At 65.1% G+C, this 15,782-nt stretch carries 15 protein-coding genes; 4 read left to right on the top strand and 11 right to left on the bottom strand.

Translation table 11 applies throughout. From position 1 onward, the window contains the following. The first annotated feature begins 65 nt into the window (after positions 1–65). Positions 66–428, top strand: a complete 363-nt coding sequence (locus tag E3T39_RS14925; RefSeq protein WP_134516642.1) for a LysR family transcriptional regulator — start codon at positions 66–68, stop codon at positions 426–428. A 273-nt stretch (positions 429–701) separates the two neighbouring features. Here the strand turns inward: E3T39_RS14925 and E3T39_RS14920 are convergent, their stop codons facing one another. Beyond that, positions 702–2,366 carry an ABC-F family ATP-binding cassette domain-containing protein gene (locus E3T39_RS14920; RefSeq protein ID WP_134516641.1) on the bottom strand — a complete coding sequence of 555 codons (1,665 nt, stop codon included), beginning with the start codon at positions 2,364–2,366 and terminating at the stop codon, positions 702–704. Between the two features lie 146 nt (positions 2,367–2,512). Here E3T39_RS14920 and E3T39_RS14915 point away from each other — a divergent pair, with 146 nt between their 5' ends. Beyond that, entirely contained in the window at positions 2,513–3,784 is a 1,272-nt protein-coding gene (locus tag E3T39_RS14915) for an MFS transporter (protein WP_134516640.1), read from the top strand. Positions 3,785–3,866: 82 nt separating this feature from the next. Here E3T39_RS14915 and E3T39_RS14910 read toward each other — a convergent pair whose 3' ends face one another. From E3T39_RS14910 to ychF, 5 genes are all read right to left on the bottom strand, one after another. After that, positions 3,867–4,586 carry a DUF2461 domain-containing protein gene (locus E3T39_RS14910; protein WP_134516639.1) on the bottom strand — a complete coding sequence of 240 codons (720 nt, stop codon included), beginning with the start codon at positions 4,584–4,586 and terminating at the stop codon, positions 3,867–3,869. A 9-nt stretch (positions 4,587–4,595) separates the two neighbouring features. Beyond that, positions 4,596–5,165, bottom strand: coding sequence for an HhH-GPD-type base excision DNA repair protein (locus E3T39_RS14905; protein WP_134516638.1), 570 nt, complete (start codon positions 5,163–5,165; stop codon positions 4,596–4,598). Between the two features lie 102 nt (positions 5,166–5,267). Further along, a complete protein-coding gene (locus E3T39_RS14900; RefSeq protein ID WP_134516637.1) occupies positions 5,268–5,483 on the bottom strand; it encodes a dodecin in 216 nt (71 codons plus the stop codon). 227 nt (positions 5,484–5,710) lie between these two features. After that, entirely contained in the window at positions 5,711–6,385 is a 675-nt protein-coding gene (locus tag E3T39_RS14895; protein WP_134516636.1) for an SDR family NAD(P)-dependent oxidoreductase, read from the bottom strand. A 53-nt stretch (positions 6,386–6,438) separates the two neighbouring features. Beyond that, positions 6,439–7,512, bottom strand: coding sequence for a redox-regulated ATPase YchF (gene ychF, locus E3T39_RS14890; RefSeq protein WP_134516635.1), 1,074 nt, complete (start codon positions 7,510–7,512; stop codon positions 6,439–6,441). Between the two features lie 64 nt (positions 7,513–7,576). On the opposite strand from ychF, the gene E3T39_RS14885 reads away from it, so the two are divergent. Together E3T39_RS14885 and E3T39_RS14880 are read left to right on the top strand one after the other, a co-directional pair. Next, positions 7,577–8,191 (top strand): exonuclease domain-containing protein, encoded by a 615-nt coding sequence (locus E3T39_RS14885; protein ID WP_134516634.1) that lies wholly within the window; start codon positions 7,577–7,579, stop codon positions 8,189–8,191. 74 nt (positions 8,192–8,265) lie between these two features. Beyond that, entirely contained in the window at positions 8,266–9,699 is a 1,434-nt protein-coding gene (locus E3T39_RS14880) for a DNA recombination protein RmuC (protein ID WP_134516633.1), read from the top strand. 119 nt (positions 9,700–9,818) lie between these two features. Here E3T39_RS14880 and glpX read toward each other — a convergent pair whose 3' ends face one another. The 5 genes from glpX to E3T39_RS14855 all read right to left on the bottom strand — a co-directional run bounded on the left by glpX (position 9,819) and on the right by E3T39_RS14855 (position 15,742). After that, entirely contained in the window at positions 9,819–10,751 is a 933-nt protein-coding gene (gene glpX, locus E3T39_RS14875) for a class II fructose-bisphosphatase (RefSeq protein WP_134516770.1), read from the bottom strand. 195 nt (positions 10,752–10,946) lie between these two features. Further along, a complete protein-coding gene (locus tag E3T39_RS14870) occupies positions 10,947–12,416 on the bottom strand; it encodes a GntP family transporter (RefSeq protein WP_134516632.1) in 1,470 nt (489 codons plus the stop codon). Between the two features lie 121 nt (positions 12,417–12,537). Then, positions 12,538–13,458 carry an NAD(P)-dependent oxidoreductase gene (locus E3T39_RS14865; protein ID WP_134516631.1) on the bottom strand — a complete coding sequence of 307 codons (921 nt, stop codon included), beginning with the start codon at positions 13,456–13,458 and terminating at the stop codon, positions 12,538–12,540. Beyond that, positions 13,455–14,936: a four-carbon acid sugar kinase family protein gene (locus E3T39_RS14860; protein ID WP_134516630.1), complete on the bottom strand. Its 1,482-nt coding sequence runs from the start codon at positions 14,934–14,936 to the stop codon at positions 13,455–13,457. Before E3T39_RS14860 ends, E3T39_RS14865 begins: the two co-directional genes overlap by 4 nt. Positions 14,937–15,031: 95 nt before the next feature. Continuing rightward, complete coding sequence (locus tag E3T39_RS14855; protein WP_134516629.1) at positions 15,032–15,742, bottom strand: FadR/GntR family transcriptional regulator; 711 nt, start codon at positions 15,740–15,742, stop codon at positions 15,032–15,034. Positions 15,743–15,782: the final 40 nt, after the last annotated feature.

Below are 15,782 nucleotides of genomic sequence, written 5' to 3'. Positions count from 1 at the left end.
GCTGCATTCGACGCGTAGCCTAGAAGGTCTAACGCGCACCGCGCGCAAACGACGAGAGGCCATTCGTGGACATCACCCTGCTTGGGCATTTCGTGGCCGCCGCCGAGGCTCCCGATTTCGCCCGTGCCGCCCAGGCGCTCGGCGTAACTCGCAACACCCTCAGTGCCTCGGTGAAGCAGGTCGAAGCCGAACTCGGCTACGCGTTATTCGACAGGTCAGCCGAGAGCACAACGCTCACGGAGATCGGGGTTGCCTTCCTGGACGACGCACGCCGAGAGCTGGCCGCTGGGCGCAGTGCGCAGTCTGGCGGCAATTCGGGCAATTCGGGCGGTTCGGGCGGCGGTAAGGCCAAGGCCAACAAGGGCAAGGGCCGCGCTCCCGCGGTGAAGGGCCAGCCCAAGCTCGGAAAGAAGCGCCAGTCCCGCTGACCGCGCGCACCATCACAATGCCGCGCGGGACTTGCGCCACTACGCGGGAGGCCGAACTCCCGCGTACTGGCGCAGGTCCCGCGCGTCGAGTGGCGCGGGAGTTCTGGCCAGAGCCGAAGTCCCGCGTACTGGCGCATCTCCCGCGCAGCGCAACGCGCCCGAAACGGATGCCGGCCGCCCGAGTTACCGCGTACTGGCGCAGGTCCCGCGCGTCGCACTCGACCGGGCGCCTGGCTCGATCTCGGCGGCCGCCAGCGACGGGAATCCGACCGGTCAGAGCTCGGTGACCTGCCCAGCCTCAACATGCCAATGCCGGTCGGTGTGCACGTTGTCGAGCATCCGCCGGTCGTGGGTGACGAGCAGCAGCGTGCCCTCGTAGGAGTCGAGCGCCCGTTCGAGCTGTTCGATAGCGGCGAGATCGAGGTGGTTGGTCGGCTCGTCGAGAACGAGCAGATTCACGCCGCGCGCCTGCAGCAGGGCCAAACCGGCGCGCGTGCGCTCCCCCGGCGACAACTCGTCAACGGGCCGGTTCACGTGGTCGGCTTTGAGCCCGAACTTGGCCAGCAACGTGCGCACTTCGGCGGGCGAGAGTTCGGGAACGAGCAGCTCAAAGGCCACGGCAAGAGGCCGGGCACCGGCGAGAAGGGCCCTGGCCTGGTCGATTTCTCCGATCGAGACGCTGGCGCCCAGGTGGGCAGTGCCGGCATCCGCTTTCTGACGGCCGAGCAGGGCACGCAGCAGCGTGGACTTGCCCGCGCCGTTCGGGCCGGTGATGCCGATGCGTTCACCGCCGTTCACCTGCAGCGTCACGGGGCCGAGCACGAAGTCGCCCTGCCGAAATTCGGCGTTGCTCAGGGTGGCCACGACGGCGCTCGAGCGCGGGGCTGACCCGATGGTGAACTCGAGTTGCCACTCCTTGCGCGGTTCCTCGACCTCGTCGAGGCGGGCGATGCGGCTTTCCATCTGGCGCACTTTTTGGGCCTGCTTCTCGCTCGACTCGGCCGAGGCTTTGCGCCGGATCTTGTCGTTGTCCGGCGCCTTCTTCATGGCATTGCGCACGCCCTGGCTCGACCATTCCCGCTGAGTTCTGGCCCGGCCGACGAGGTCGGCCTTCTTGGCGGCGAACTCGTCGTAGTTCTCCCGGTTGTGTCGCCTAGCCGTTTCGCGTTCCTCGAGGTAGGAGTCGTAGCCGCCGCCGAACACCCGATTTGCGCCCTGGGCGAGGTCGAGTTCAAGCACCCGGGTCACGCAGCGGGCGAGAAATTCCCGGTCGTGGCTGACCAGCACGACGCCGCCGCGGAGGCCCCTGACGAAGGCTTCGAGGCGTTCCAGCCCGTCGAGGTCGAGGTCATTGGTGGGCTCGTCGAGAAGCACGATGTCGAAGCGGGAGAGCAGCAGGGCGGCGAGCCCGACGCGCGCGGCCTGGCCGCCGGAGAGCGCCGTCATCAGGCTGCCGGCGGTGAGTGTGGTGCCGAGCGCGAGGCCGAGGTCGGCGAGAACGACGGGCAGCCGCTCGTCGAGGTCGGCGGCGCCGCTGGCCAGCCAGCGCTCGAGCGCGGTCGAATAGGTGTCCGCCGGGTCGATTCCATCGGTACGCGGCTGGGTATCCCCGAGGGCGGATGCCGCGGCATCCATTTCGCGGGTTGCTTCGGCGCAGCCTGTGCGCCGGGCGATATACGCGGTGATGGTTTCGCCGAAGATTCGTTCGTGCTCCTGCGGGAGCGCGCCGACGAAGGCATCCGCTGGGCTGAGGGTGATACTGCCGGCTTGCGGCTCGCCGCGCCCGGACAGCAGATTCAAGAGGGTGGATTTTCCGGCGCCGTTGGCACCGACCACGCCGATGACATCACCGGGGGCGACCGTGAGATCGAGCGAATCAAAAAGAGTGCGGTGCGCGTAGCCGCCGGCCAAGCCCTTGGCCACGAGTGTTCCGGTCATTGCTCAATGGTCCCATTTAATGCGTCGTCTCAGTGACGGCACGGATTCAGTCGAGCGAGGCGTGCACGGCTCAGTAAAGTGAACTGCAGACGGTGGATCAGCATAATGATCATGCCAGCGCAAGGCCGCAATCAGGAAAAGCACACATGATGAAAAACGACACGACACCCGCCGAACCGACGAAGTTTCCGATCGCTCCGGTTGCGCACACAGCGCTGCAGAAGCGCGTGGTGCGGGTGCTCATCACCGGGCAGATCCTCGGAGGAATCGGCATGGGCGCGACTCTGTCCCTGGGCGCGCTGCTCGCTGCCCAGTTGTCGGGGTCGAGTGCCTGGTCGGGCATGGCCGCGACTATGAGCACCCTGGGCGCCGCGATCGTGGCCATACCGCTCGCTCGGCTGGCGCAGGCCCGCGGGCGTCGGGTGTCGCTCGCGACCGGCTCGCTAGCCGCCGGCACGGGCGCGATACTCGCCATCACCTCGGTGTCCGTCAACAGCTTTCCCCTGCTGCTTCTCTCGCTCATGCTGCTCGGTGCCGGCTCGGCCACCAATCTCCAGGCTCGCTTCGCGGCCACTGACCTCGCCACCGCACGCTTTCGGGCCCGCGACCTGTCAATCGTGGTCTGGTCGACCACGATCGGCGCCGTACTCGGCCCGAACCTGTTCGGACCGGGCGAAGTGCTCGGCGCCGCCCTCGGTCTGCCGCCGATGACAGGCGCTTTCGCGTTTTCCCTCACCGCCACGGTGGCGGCCGCCTTCGTCTATGCGCTCGGGCTCCGACCCGACCCTCTGCTGACCGCGCTGGCCGCGCGCACGGCGAGCGCGGGCATCCGTCGGGCCAGTGGCGGTCTGTCAATTCTGCGCGACAACGCGGCTGCCCGGTATGCCGTCATGGTCATCGCGCTCAGCCACGCCACCATGGTGGCCCTGATGTCGATGGCTCCGGTGCACCTGCGTGACCACGGCGCTACCCTCACCATCGTTGGACTGACCATCAGCCTGCACGTGGCCGGGATGTACGCCCTTTCCCCGGTGTTTGGCGCACTTTCCGACCGGCTTGGCCGGCTTCCGGTCATTCTGGGCGGGCAGATGCTGCTGCTGGTCGCGCTCACCGTGGCCTGGCTCAGTGACGGGTCGCAGGGCACGATGACGCTCAGCCTGATCTTTTTGGGACTGGGCTGGTCGGCATCCGTTGTGGCCGGTTCGGCGCTCGTGTCGGAAGCCGTCGAGATCGAGGATCGATCGTCGTTGCAGGGGTTCTCTGACCTCACCATGAACGCGGCCGGCGCGCTCGGCGGCGCGATCGCCGGTCCAATTTTGGCGCTGGCCGGGTACTCCGGGCTCGGCGTCGCCGCCATGGCGCTCGTTGCGATCGTGGTGGTCTGGTCGATGTTGCGTCTGCGCGGCACGCACGCCTGAACTTTGCAACACACTGTGCCCCACGTTCGCCCCGACCCTCAGCGAGCGCTGAACCGCTACGAACGGATGCTGCCGATCGCGGTCACGCCGAGCGACGCCGACCCGTCGCGGCCTCCTGTTCGAGCGGGGTAGCTGTAGCCAGGGGAATGTTCAGAAAGTCGATGACCGGCGCGAACGCACGAAACCGCTCAATGACGAGGTCGGTGAAATGCTCATCGAGCGCAGCGTCTCCAGGCAGGGTCGAGACCAGCGCCCAGCTGCGATTGAGCAACAGGTCGGCCGCCGGATGGTCGATCGGGAAACCGCGCGGTGGGCGGATGAGCTTGTTGCCGCCGAAGGGCTGCGCCACCTTTTTGAGCACGGGTGCGGCGAGCAGGGATCGCAGCTCGGCGTGGTGGTCGATCACGTATTCGCGGATGGCGCGCAACTGGGGCGGCTGTGGGCTGTAGGCACCGCCGGCGAGCATGACGCCGTGTACACCGACTTGTAGAAAGTATCCGGCTCCCCCGGCCTTTTCCAAGCCGCGGGGAGGCCAGTGGGCGGCCAGATGAGTCTTGTACGGCGATTTGTCGTTGGAGAATCGCACGTCACGGTAGATGCGCATCATGGCTTTGTTCGGCGGACGAACGTAGTCAGCGGCGAAATCCGCCAATGCCAGGTTGAGCGTTGCGATGACGGCGAGCATCCGCTCTTTCAATTCAATTTCGTAAATAGGTTTGTTCTCTTGGAACCATTCGCGTTCGTTGCGGTGCTCGAGTTCGTCGAGGAAATCGAATGTTTGTTCGCTGAAATGAGGGCCCACTCCGCGAGACTACGCCTTCGCTGCTGCCTTGGCCGCCCGCTTGGTCTCGCGCACGCGAGTGAGCGACTCGGGATCGACTATGTCGGCCACCGATCGGTACGATCCGTCTTCCCCATAGGGAGCGGATGCCTCTCGCCAGCCGTCCGCGTCGACCCCGAGTCGCTTGCCGAGCAGCGCAAGAAAGATCTTCGCCTTCTGCTCACCGAACCCTGGCAGCGCCTTGAGCCGGCGTAGGATCTCGGGGCCGGTGGGGTTGTCAGCTGTCCAGATCGACGCCGTGTCGCCGTTCCAGTTGGTGGCAACGACCTCGGCCACTGCCTGCACGCGTTTCGCCATGGAGCCCGGAAAGCGGTGCACGGCCGGCGACTGGCGGAACACCAGAGCGAAGGCGTCGGCGTCGTAGGCGGCGATCGTGGCCGGTTCGACCGCACCGATGCGATCACGAATCTTGGCGGGGCCGACAAAGGCGGTTTCCATCGCGATCTGCTGGTCGAGCAGCATGCCAACGAGCAGCGCGAACGGGTTCTCGCTGAGAAGGGTGTCGGCGGCGGCATCGCCGGTCAGGTGCAAGGGTGTCATTCGCTCATTGTGCCACTGCACCGCAGCTGGAGCGCAGGCAATCTGACCAGGAGCCCGGTACTGTCCGCTGAGCCGGGCACCACGCGCTGCCAGCGGGCGGTATTAGCTCGGCGTGTTGAGTTTGAATCCGAGTTTGAGTTGCACCTGAAAGTGCTCAACAGCACCATCGACAATATGACCCCTGGTCTGAACGACCTCGAACCAGTCAAGGTTATCCACCGTCTCGGCGGCGCGCCGAACCGCGTTGGCGATGGCCTCATCGGACCCGATCGTCGATGTTCCCACCACTTCGATAACACGATAGGTATGGTCAGTCATTGTGAGCTCCCTGGCTGTTCGGCGTTGAACGGACAAGACAACGCTACTGCGGACGAACGACGGGCAACAGGTGCTCTGCCTATTCAGTCCGGCCGTTCGGCTCGGCGCGCACGAGACGTTGAAGCGGAACTCCACCACTTTTCGTTTCCGATGAACGTCAGAGACGTGACTTTGTGTCGGGGTGCAGTGGCGGGTTCAAACCGCAGTGCGGTACGACAGCTACAGCCCTACTCCCTGCCGTCCTCAAGCGGGATGAGCATGGTGCGGAACGGACCGGCAACGGCGTGGAGATCCCAGATACGATCGGCGACGCCATCAATGCCGTTGGCAAGCTGCAGCTGTGGGATTCCGCCAGGAATCACCAGTTGGTTGACACGGATGCCCTCACCCTCGAGGGCATCGTGGAGCATCTCGCCGTAGGCGCTCTCGGCGGGGAAAGCGATCGAGGTGCCGGCGAAGCCGGCGCGGGCCTTCACCGAGGTTCCGCCGTTGATCATGATGATGCTGCCGCTACCTGCCTGCTGCATCGCCGGAAGCACCGCACGCACCGCGTGGATGAGCCCAAGGGCCGAGAACTGCAGTGCCTCTAACGCCAGCTCCGGAGTCATCTCAAGCACCGGCTTCAGGTAGTCGCGCGACGGGAGCGGGCTATATTGCAGCGCGGTGATGGGCCCGAGCTCTGCTGCGGCATTCGCAAGGGCAGCTTCGAGCGACGCCGGTGTGCGGACATCCGCAGCGAAAGCACTCGCGGTGAAGCCGGCAGCGGTGAGCTCGCCTGCCATAGTGTCCAACTTCGACTGGTTTCTGGCGATCAGGGCAATTGAGAAGCCTTCGCGCCCGAACCTTCGCGCAACTGCTGCGCCGAGTCCCGGTCCGGCTCCGATGATGGCGATAACAGGCACGATGGTCTCCTTCGATTGATGCTGCTGTGATGACGAACGTGAGGAGCTAGAGCCTATACATTGAACCTGAACTCCACCACGTCGCCGTCCTGCATGACGTATTCCTTGCCCTCGATGCGGGCCTTGCCCTTGGAGCGGGCCTCGGCGATCGATCCGGCGGCCATGAGGTCCTCGAAGGAGAAAATTTCCGCCTTGATGAAGCCCTTCTGGAAGTCGGTGTGGATAACTCCGGCGGCCTGCGGCGCGGTCCAGCCCTTGTGAATGGTCCAGGCGCGGCACTCTTTGGGGCCAGCCGTGAGGTAGGTCTGCAGGCCGAGGGTGTCGAAGCCGATGCGGGCGAGCTGGTCGAGGCCGCTCTCGGCCTGACCGGTCGAGGCGAGCATCTCGGCGGCGTCTTCGGCGTCGAGTTCGCTCAGCTCGCTCTCGAGCTTGGCGTCGAGGAACACGGCGTTCGCCGGAGCGACGAGCGCGGCCAGGGTGTCGAGCCTGGCCTGGTCCTGCAGCACGGCCTCATCGACGTTGAAGACATAGATGAACGGCTTCGCGGTCAGCAGGCCAAGCTCGCGGATCGGCTCAATGTCGAGCGTGGCCGACGACAGCGGCTGTCCGCCGTCGAGGATGCCCTGCGCCTTGAGCGCGGTTTCCAGAACGAGCGGCGCCATCTTGCGGCCCTTAACCTCTTTCTCGAAGCGCAGCACGGCCTTCTCGAGGGTCTGCAGGTCGGCGAGGATTAGCTCAGTATTGATGGTTTCCATATCGCCGGCCGGGTTGACCTTGCCGTCGACGTGCACCACGTCGGGGTCAGCGAATCCGCGAATGACCTGGGCGATGGCATCCGCTTCGCGAATGTTGGCGAGGAATTTGTTACCGAGGCCCTCCCCCTCGCTCGCGCCACGCACGATGCCGGCGATGTCGACGAACGACACCGGTGCCGGCAGCAGGGTCTTGCTGCCATAAATGGTTGCCAGATCGGCCAGACGCGAATCGGGCAGGTTCACGATTCCAACGTTGGGCTCGATGGTCGCGAACGGGTAGTTCGCTGCGAGCACGTTGTTCTTGGTCAGGGCGTTGAAGAGGGTGGACTTGCCCACATTGGGGAGTCCGACGATTGCAATAGTAAGAGCCACGAGAGATCATTCTACCGGCAGCTCGGGACGCGGGCTCTGTCGGTGGCCCGTGAGACCATAAGGTGTGCTGAATTTTACCGCAATCGATTTCGAAACCGCCAACTCCTCTGGCGCCTCGGCGTGCTCGGTCGGGATGGTGAAAGTTCGTCACGGCGTGGTCGTCGATTCGGCCTACTGGCTCATCGCGCCGCCCCCCGGCCACGATGAATTCTCCGAGTGGAACACCCGTATTCATGGCATCACCGCAGCGGATGTCGTGGGCGCGGCCAACTGGGCCGAGCAACTTCCGCAGCTGGTCGCCTTCGTTGACGGCGACGACCTCGTGGCCCACAACGCCGGATTCGACCTCGGCGTGATCAAGACGGCGTCTACGGTGACCGGCCAGCCGGTGCCCGACTTTCGCTATGTCTGCAGCCTCCAGGTGGCCCGCCGCACCTATCATCTGGAGTCGTATCGACTGCCGGTCGCGGCGATGGCGGCGGGCTTTGAGGACTTCTCGCACCACAACGCGCTCGCCGACGCCGAGGCCTGCGCGGCCATCATCATTCACGCGGCCGAGCGCCACGAGGTTGAGACGCTTGAGCAGCTCGCCCACGTGACCCGGGTTAAGGTCGGCGTAATCGGGCCGGTGGCCACTCGGGAGCACGCGTCGACGCACGGGCCGATGGCGCTTAGCTAATCGGAGCTAGCCAGCAATTCGCCTGATCCGAGTGTCATTTCGGCGATGTCGGTGGACACTGGCAAACTTAAAGCATGGAGCCAATGCTGAGTTTGATTGTCGGTCTCGTCGTCGGTGCCGCGCTAGGCGCCCTGCTCGCGCTAGTGCTTGTACAACGTCGCAGCGCGGGCACTAGCGGCCACAACCCGGCCATCGATGATCCCGCTGTGCTTGAGGCACGCCATCAGGTGGCCCTCGCCGAGGCTCGGGCGAGTGAGGCCAACGTTCGCGCCGCACTGCAGAGTGAGTTGTCGGCCGCCCTCGCCACCGTCGACGGCCTCTCCGCGCAGATTGAGCACGACCGGGCCGCGGCGCGGGAAATTGGCGAACGGCAACGCTCCGATCAGCAACTGCAGTCCGAGCGGGAGAAACGCGAACACCTCGTACTCGAAGCCCTTAGCCCCGTGCGTGAGACCCTGCGCACCATGCAGGAGAAGGTCACCGAGCTCGAAACCCAGCGCAGCGAACAGTACGGATCACTCTCAGAGCAACTCAAACAAGCCCAGATCTCTGACCAACAACTGCGGGTGACCACCGAATCGCTCGCGAGCGCGCTGCGTTCCAACAGCACCCGCGGTGTCTGGGGTGAGACCCAACTTCGGCGCGTGGTTGAAGCCGCCGGCCTCGCCCAGTATGTGGATTTCAACACACAGACCAACATCACCACAGATGCCGGGCTCGGTCGGCCCGACATGGTCGTGCGCCTGCCCGGCAACAAGTCGATTGCGATCGATGCCAAGGTTCCGCTCGAGCACTATATCGAGGCGAGCACCATTCCCTACACGGCCACCGGCGAGGAAGGAGCCCGCCGCAAGCTGCTGATCGACAAGCACGTGAAAGCGGTGCGCGCGCACATCGACGCGCTCGCCAAGAAAACCTACTGGGAAGGTTTCGATGCCAGCCCGGAGTTCGTGATCGCCTTCATACCGAGCGAGTCCCTGCTGTCGGCGGCGCTCGAGGCTGACCCGTCAATTCTGGATTACTCGTTCAGTAAACGGGTGGCCCTGGCGTCGCCGGTGAATCTATGGGCGGTGCTGAAGACGGTGGCTTTCACCTGGCAGCAGCAGGCGGTGACCGACGAGGCACAGAAACTCTTCGACCTCGGCAACGCCCTGTACCAGCGGCTCGGTGCGCTATCAGGCCATGCCGAGTCGCTGCGCAAAGCGCTGGAGCGCACGGTGGACAGCTACAACAAGTTCGCCAACTCGCTCGAATCCCGAGTGCTCGTGACCGCCCGGCAATTTCCCGGGATCGACCAGACCAAGATCGGGCTGCTCACCGAACCCACTGTCATCCATGATTCCCCGCGCAAACTGACCGCGCCCGAGTTGGAGGCGCCAGCATCCGAACGAGTCCGGCTGGACCTTCCATTTGAATTGGACGGCGCTGAATTGAATGAGGCGAAACATAGCGTGATCAACCGACGTCTCGCTGCTGTCGACGAATCTGATTCCGAGGTACACCTGTAAAGCGGGGCTCGTCGTGCCAAACGCCGTGCCGACGACAATCAAAATTGCACGCCTCGCATCTGAACCAACAGAGCCGAGGCGTGCAGTTTCGGTTACGCCCGAGAAGTCAATCGAAGTAGCTACAGCCACTTCTCGGCGAGGTGCTCCGCGATGACACGACGGGACGTGCCCGAGCGCGAGCGCAGCACGATGCTTTCGGTGCGGATCATCGGGCCTTTGCGACGCACACCGTCGACGAGTCCGCCATCGGTCACACCAGTCGCCACGAAGAACGTGTTGTCACCGCTGACCATGTCGTCGATCTCGAGCAGCTTGTCGATGTCGAGCCCGGCCGCAACGCCTCTGGCGCGTTCGGCGTCGTCCTTCGGGGCCAGGCGTCCCTGCATGTAGCCGCCAAGCGCCTTGAGTGCGCAGGCCGTGGTGATGCCTTCCGGGCTTCCACCGATACCGACGCACATGTCGATGCGGGTCTCGTAGCGGGCGGCATTGATTCCGCCTGCGACGTCGCCATCGAGCATGAGACGGGTACCGGCACCGGCACTGCGAATGGCGTCGATCAAGCCAGCGTGGCGGGGGCGGTCGAGCACGGCGATGGTGATTTCCCCGACCGGCTTCTTCATGGCCTGCGCCAGGTCACGGATGTTGTCGGCGATCGGCTGGTCGAGGCTGACGACGCCGCGCCCGGCCGCACCGGTGACGATCTTGTCCATGTAGAAGATCGAGGAAGCGTCGAGCATGGTGCCGCGGTCCGACACGGCGATGACGGAGACCGCGTTCTGGCGACCGGCCGCCGTGAGGCTCGTGCCGTCAATCGGGTCCACGGCGATATCGCAGGCGGGGCCACGTCCGTTACCGACGTGCTCCCCGTTGAAGAGCATGGGGGCTTCGTCTTTTTCGCCCTCACCAATAACAATGAGTCCGTCGAAGTTGACGGTGCCTAGAAAGGCTCGCATAGCGTCGACGGCGGCCTTGTCGGCGGCGTTCTTGTCGCCGCGGCCGATGAAGGGCACGGCACGAATGGCGGCGGCCTCGGTGGCGCGCACGAGCTCCATAGCGAGGTTACGGTCGGGGTGTTGAAACAGAGTGGCGGTCTCGGTGCTGTTCAAAAGGTCCTCCCGGACGTAAGTTCGACTTCGATTACGACGGATGCGCGGCGGATCGCGCGGATTGTCCGCCCGAGTCACCTTATCGCGACCGACGCGAGGGTCGCGCAGGACCTCCTCGCACCGGTACTGCGATCATTAGAGTCAGGCCCCTAAGCCGCCGACCAGAATCCACAGGATTCCGACGATGAGGAAACCGGCGACGCCCAGCACAGTCGTGAGCACGGTCCAGGTGCGCAGTCCGTCGGCAACGGTCAATCCGAGATATCGAGTGACCACCCAGAAACCGGAATCGTTGACGTGCGACAGCCCGAGCGCGCCGAAGGCAATGGCGAGCGTGATGAGCGCGACCTGGATCGGGGAGTAGTCCGAGGACGCAACTGTTTCGGCAACCAGCCCGGCCGTCGTGAGGATCGCGACGGTCGCCGAGCCCTGAGACACGCGCAGCACGAGGGAGATCAGAAAAGCGAGCACGAGCACGGGCAGGCCGGTTGCGGCGAGGGTGTCGGACAGGGCTGTGCCGACCCCGCTTTCGGTCAGTACCCGAGCAAACGCACCGCCGGCCCCGGTGACCAGAATGACGATCGCGGCCGGAGGAAGTGCGGCTTCGAGCACCTCCCCGGTGTGCGAAAGCGACCAGCCACGGCGCACAGTCAGCAGGTAGAACGCGAGGGCCAGCGCGACCAGCAGCGCGAACACGGGGTTGCCGATGAACGCGAACAACGGGCGGAGGCCTCCATCGGCGGGCAGCAGGGTGGACGCGATCGTTCCCGCCATGATCAGCACGAGCGGAACCAGAATGAGGGTGAGGATTGTTCCGGCCGTCGGCGGTGCCTCGGTCTTTGTGAGCGTTCCAACACCCACCGAACGGCCGGCCGGGCCCGCCGGGGTGTAACCGGTGGAATCGCTCGGCTCGGACGGGCCGAACAGTGCGAACTCCTTCGCTGTGGCGGGCAGCATGATGAAGTCACGACGGTTGAGCCACTTGGCGACATAGTGCGCGAGGAGGCCGAGAGGCAATGCGATGACCAGCCCGAGGATGGTCACCCAGCCGAGGTCTGTGCCGAGCAGCGCTGAGCCCCCGACGATCCCGGGGTGCGGCGGCACGGCCACGTGCACGGTCAGCATGATGGCCGCGACCGGCAGCCCGAACTTCACCGGGTTGAGACCGGCGATCTTGGAGAACCCATAGATGATCGGCACCAAAATGATGAATCCGACGTCGAAGAATACCGGAATCGCGAGCACCAGTGCAGCGGCGGTGAGCGCGGCGGCGACGCGCTTCGGACCGAGCAGGGTCGTGAACCGGCCGGCGAGGCTCGCCGCTCCCCCCGACACCTCGATCAACCGACCGAGCATGGCCCCGAGAGCGACCAAAATGGCCACGGTACCGAGAGTTCCGCCCATTCCCGCGACGATGGCCGGGATAATGCCCAGGCGCTCGGGGGCATCAGCGGTGGCCGGGATGGTGGCGAGCGGGATGCCCGCGGCGAGGGCCACAATAACGCTGACCAGCAGAAGCGCGACAAACGCTTGCACCTTGAATTTGATGATGAGCACGAGCAGCAGCGCGATGCCTGCCACTGCGATGCCTAACAGGACGGCTGTTTCCATCGGTGTCTCCTTTGACGAATTACTGGGTCGAATTACTGGGTCGAACAAACTGGGACGAACGAGCTGAATCTGGTCAGCGAAGTGAATGCGGCTGGTCGCGACGGGCGCCGGTTTGCGCAGCCTAGACGGAGGGGTGCGGAGCGATCACGCGAATGACGGCGGAGTCATCGCGTGCGGCCAGCCCGCTGGCCTGACCGAGGAGGTACACCTGCTCGGCCGCGGCTGCGACCGGCGTGGCGAGGCCGAAACTGCGCGCGGCCGCGGTGACGATGCCCATGTCCTTGACAAAGATATCGAGCCGGCTGAGCACCTCGGCTCCGTCTTCCGTGTAGGCGTCGAGCATGCGCGGTCCTCGGTTGGCCAGCATGAACGACCCAGCCGCACCGGCCGAGAGCGTGGCGAGGGTGCTCTCCACGTTGAGCCCGAGCGAGTCTGCGAGGGCGAGCGCCTCAGCGGCGACAGCAATGTGGACCCCGCAGAGCAGCTGGTTGACGGTCTTGAACGCCTGGCCGTCGCCGGCTTTGTCGCCAATGACACTGAGCGTGGAGGCCAGCAGATCGAGCACCGGGGCGGCTTTCTCCCGTGCGCTCGGCTCCGCACCGACCACGATTAGCAGGTCGCCCTGACCGGCACGAACCGGGCCTCCACTGAGCGGCGCGTCGACGAGCTGCACGCCCGCGTCAGCGAGCCGGTCCGCGACCGAGACGACATCCTCGATGCCGACCGTGCTCGTCATGATGACTACGGCCCCCGGAGTGAGCACGCCGGCAATGCCGGCCTCACCGAAAAGCACGTCGCGCAGCTGCTGCCCGTTGCGCACGGCGAGCAGCACGGCGTCAACGCCGTGGGCAGCGCTCCGGGCTGAATCGAACGGAGTGATGCCGGCATCCGCTGCCAGCGCAAGGCGAGCCGGTGCGATATCGAAACCGTGCACGGTCAGGGCGCTGGCCAGGCGGGTGGCCATCGGCAGTCCCATGGCGCCGAGACCGAGAACGGCCACGCTGTAGTTGGCGGCGTGAGGGGTGGGGGTGGCAATAGTCATTTGTGAGCTCCAGTCAATTCTGCGGTGTCCGTGCCGGTAACGGTGGGTACTGCGGGCGGGGTGACGCTCAACGTCGCGACAACCTGGGCGAGCGAGTCGTCGTCACCGACGTTGCCCGCGAAGACGATGTAGGGAATACCGGCGGCTGGGCCGTCCATGGGCTCCCACAACGAGACGATGCCGGGCAACATGGGCCCGCGCACCATGGCATGGCGGATGCCGAGACCCTCGCTGGCGACGTCACTGGACGTGATTCCTCCCTTGGCGATCACAAACCGGGGTGCACGTACGACCAGCGAGCCCTGCACAACGGCGACGACCGCAGCGGACACACGTCGAGCGATCTCGAGGCTCGCCGCCGGATCATCCGTTTTCACGAGCAGCCGGCTCGTGTGCACGATCACATCGCCGGTACGCAGCCGGTCGGCGACGCGTGAAACGACGGTGGCGAGATAAGCCGCCGGGTCTGGAGAGTCGATCACCGTGGCGACATCGAGTTCGACCGTGGTAGCGGACGGTCGGGCCACGACGAGCGCCGCGAGTTGCCGGGTCGTGACGCCCACGTGGGAGCCCACCACGATCAGCCCGCCGCCCGGAGCAGGTTCGGTGCGGCCGTAGATCTCGTCAGCGGTGAGGGGTGCACGACTCTCCTGGCCGATGCGGGCACGCACAAACGGCGGACCGACCCGGTACAGCAGGTTCTTGCCGGCTCGTTCGGCAAGGTCCAGGCCAAGTGCCAGGAGCCGGAGGTCATCTTCGGTCACAGCGTCGGCGCAAATCGGTATCGCATCGGTGGCGGGCGCGATCGCGGCAGCGATAGCCGCGGCTCCGGAACGGATGATGCCAAGGTCGAGCACGATCACGTCGGCGGCACTGATACGTCCACCGGTCTTTTCCTGGACATAACCGGGAAGATCGGAGTGCACGAAACCGAAGGTGGCGTCGCGGGCAAACTCCGTTTCAGCGACCGGAGTGAGTCCGCTCGCGAGGCGCATGTAGTGCACGCCGCCGATTGTGACCCGGTTGGCATCGGGGAACGCCGGAACCATGACCACGCCGTCGATGGCGATACCCGTCGTCGCGAGTAATTCTTCGGCGATGACGTCGGTTTCCAGCGGGAAATGGCCGCGCAGGGTCGAATCGCTGCGGCTGACAAATCCGATGGACCGGCCGGTGCTGGCGGCCGCGGACACGGCATTTTGAACGATTTCGCGGTTGCGCGCCGCCGCAGCCCCAGCATCGAGACTGCGAGTATTGGTCAGCACATACAGAGCTGCAGCGCCCTGATCGAACGCCCACTCGAAGTCACTCGACGCCCAGTGGGTGAGCACCGGAAGGTCGGACACCGACTGCGTACCGGTGGGATCGTCATCAAGCACGACGAGGATGCGTTCGGTGTCGGCAACGCGCTGGGCAACGTCAGCGGCCGGCACTCGGACGCCGACCGGATAAGCGTCGAGGATTTCGCGTTCGTCCATGCTTTCATTACTCCCTTGTAAGACACTGCCAGATGTCAGCTGTCTGACAGCTTACAAGCTGCACGGAAGAAGTCAACAGAGCTGACTTCGACCGGTCAGTTCGCGCGGGAGTGCAACACGTAGTGGCGCAGATCAGCGAGGGTCTGGTCCATGTGGCTGTCCATTGCCTTGCGGCTTGATTCAGGGTCGCCGGCGCGCAGCGCGTCGAGCACGCCCTGGTGTTGCACTATGGCGTGTGTCTGGATCTCGATGACGCTCGACGTCTCGGCACGTCGTTCGGCCATCACCCGGGTGAGTGGTTCGAAGAGCACCCCCAGGATGACGTTGCCGGATGCGTGCAGAATGACATCGTGGAAGGCGAGATCGGCCCGAACGAACGAGTCGACATCGCCGCGCAGGTGCGCGTCGCTCATGAGATCGAGTTGGGTGGCGAGCGATTGCAGGTCCTGCTCTGTGCACCGGCTCGCGGCGAGCGCCGCTGCCCCGGTTTCGAACATACGCCGCACCTCGACGAGTTGCACGGCCACGTCGAGGTCGCTCGTTCCCATCGCGGCCACGCGCAAAACAGCATCGAGGGACGTCCAGCGAGCGACGGGGTTGACGAAACTACCGGTGCCGGAGACGACCCGCACTACGCCCATGGCCTGGAGCGTCTTCATAGCCTCCCGAACGGTCATGCGGCTCACCTCGTGGGTGTCACCGATCTCCGCCTCGCTGGGCAGGCCCGCGTCGATCGCAAGGGAACCACGAATGATTTGGTCGAGAAGATCGTCTGCCACAACACTGACGAGGGATTTGCGCGCCACGGAACCTCCATCAGATAGCTGCTGTCCGACATCCGGATGC

The organism is Cryobacterium suzukii (assembly GCF_004403185.1).
GTDB classification, from domain to species: Bacteria; Actinomycetota; Actinomycetes; order Actinomycetales; family Microbacteriaceae; genus Cryobacterium; species Cryobacterium suzukii.
This window is presented reverse-complemented; position numbering and strand designations above follow the sequence as displayed.

Excerpts from the sequence above, each read along its gene's own strand:
- E3T39_RS14920 (WP_134516641.1), bottom strand. The coding sequence starts at position 2,366 with ATGACCGGAACACTCGTGGCCAAGGGCTTGGCCGGCGGCTACGCGCAC.
- E3T39_RS14915 (WP_134516640.1), top strand. The coding sequence starts at position 2,513 with ATGATGAAAAACGACACGACACCCGCCGAACCGACGAAGTTTCCGATC.
- E3T39_RS14905 (WP_134516638.1), bottom strand. The coding sequence starts at position 5,165 with ATGACACCCTTGCACCTGACCGGCGATGCCGCCGCCGACACCCTTCTC.
- E3T39_RS14900 (WP_134516637.1), bottom strand. The coding sequence starts at position 5,483 with ATGACTGACCATACCTATCGTGTTATCGAAGTGGTGGGAACATCGACG.
- E3T39_RS14880 (WP_134516633.1), top strand. The coding sequence starts at position 8,266 with ATGGAGCCAATGCTGAGTTTGATTGTCGGTCTCGTCGTCGGTGCCGCG.
- glpX (WP_134516770.1), bottom strand. The coding sequence starts at position 10,751 with ATGGAGCTCGTGCGCGCCACCGAGGCCGCCGCCATTCGTGCCGTGCCC.
- E3T39_RS14870 (WP_134516632.1), bottom strand. The coding sequence starts at position 12,416 with ATGGAAACAGCCGTCCTGTTAGGCATCGCAGTGGCAGGCATCGCGCTG.
- E3T39_RS14865 (WP_134516631.1), bottom strand. The coding sequence starts at position 13,458 with ATGACTATTGCCACCCCCACCCCTCACGCCGCCAACTACAGCGTGGCC.
- E3T39_RS14860 (WP_134516630.1), bottom strand. The coding sequence starts at position 14,936 with ATGGACGAACGCGAAATCCTCGACGCTTATCCGGTCGGCGTCCGAGTG.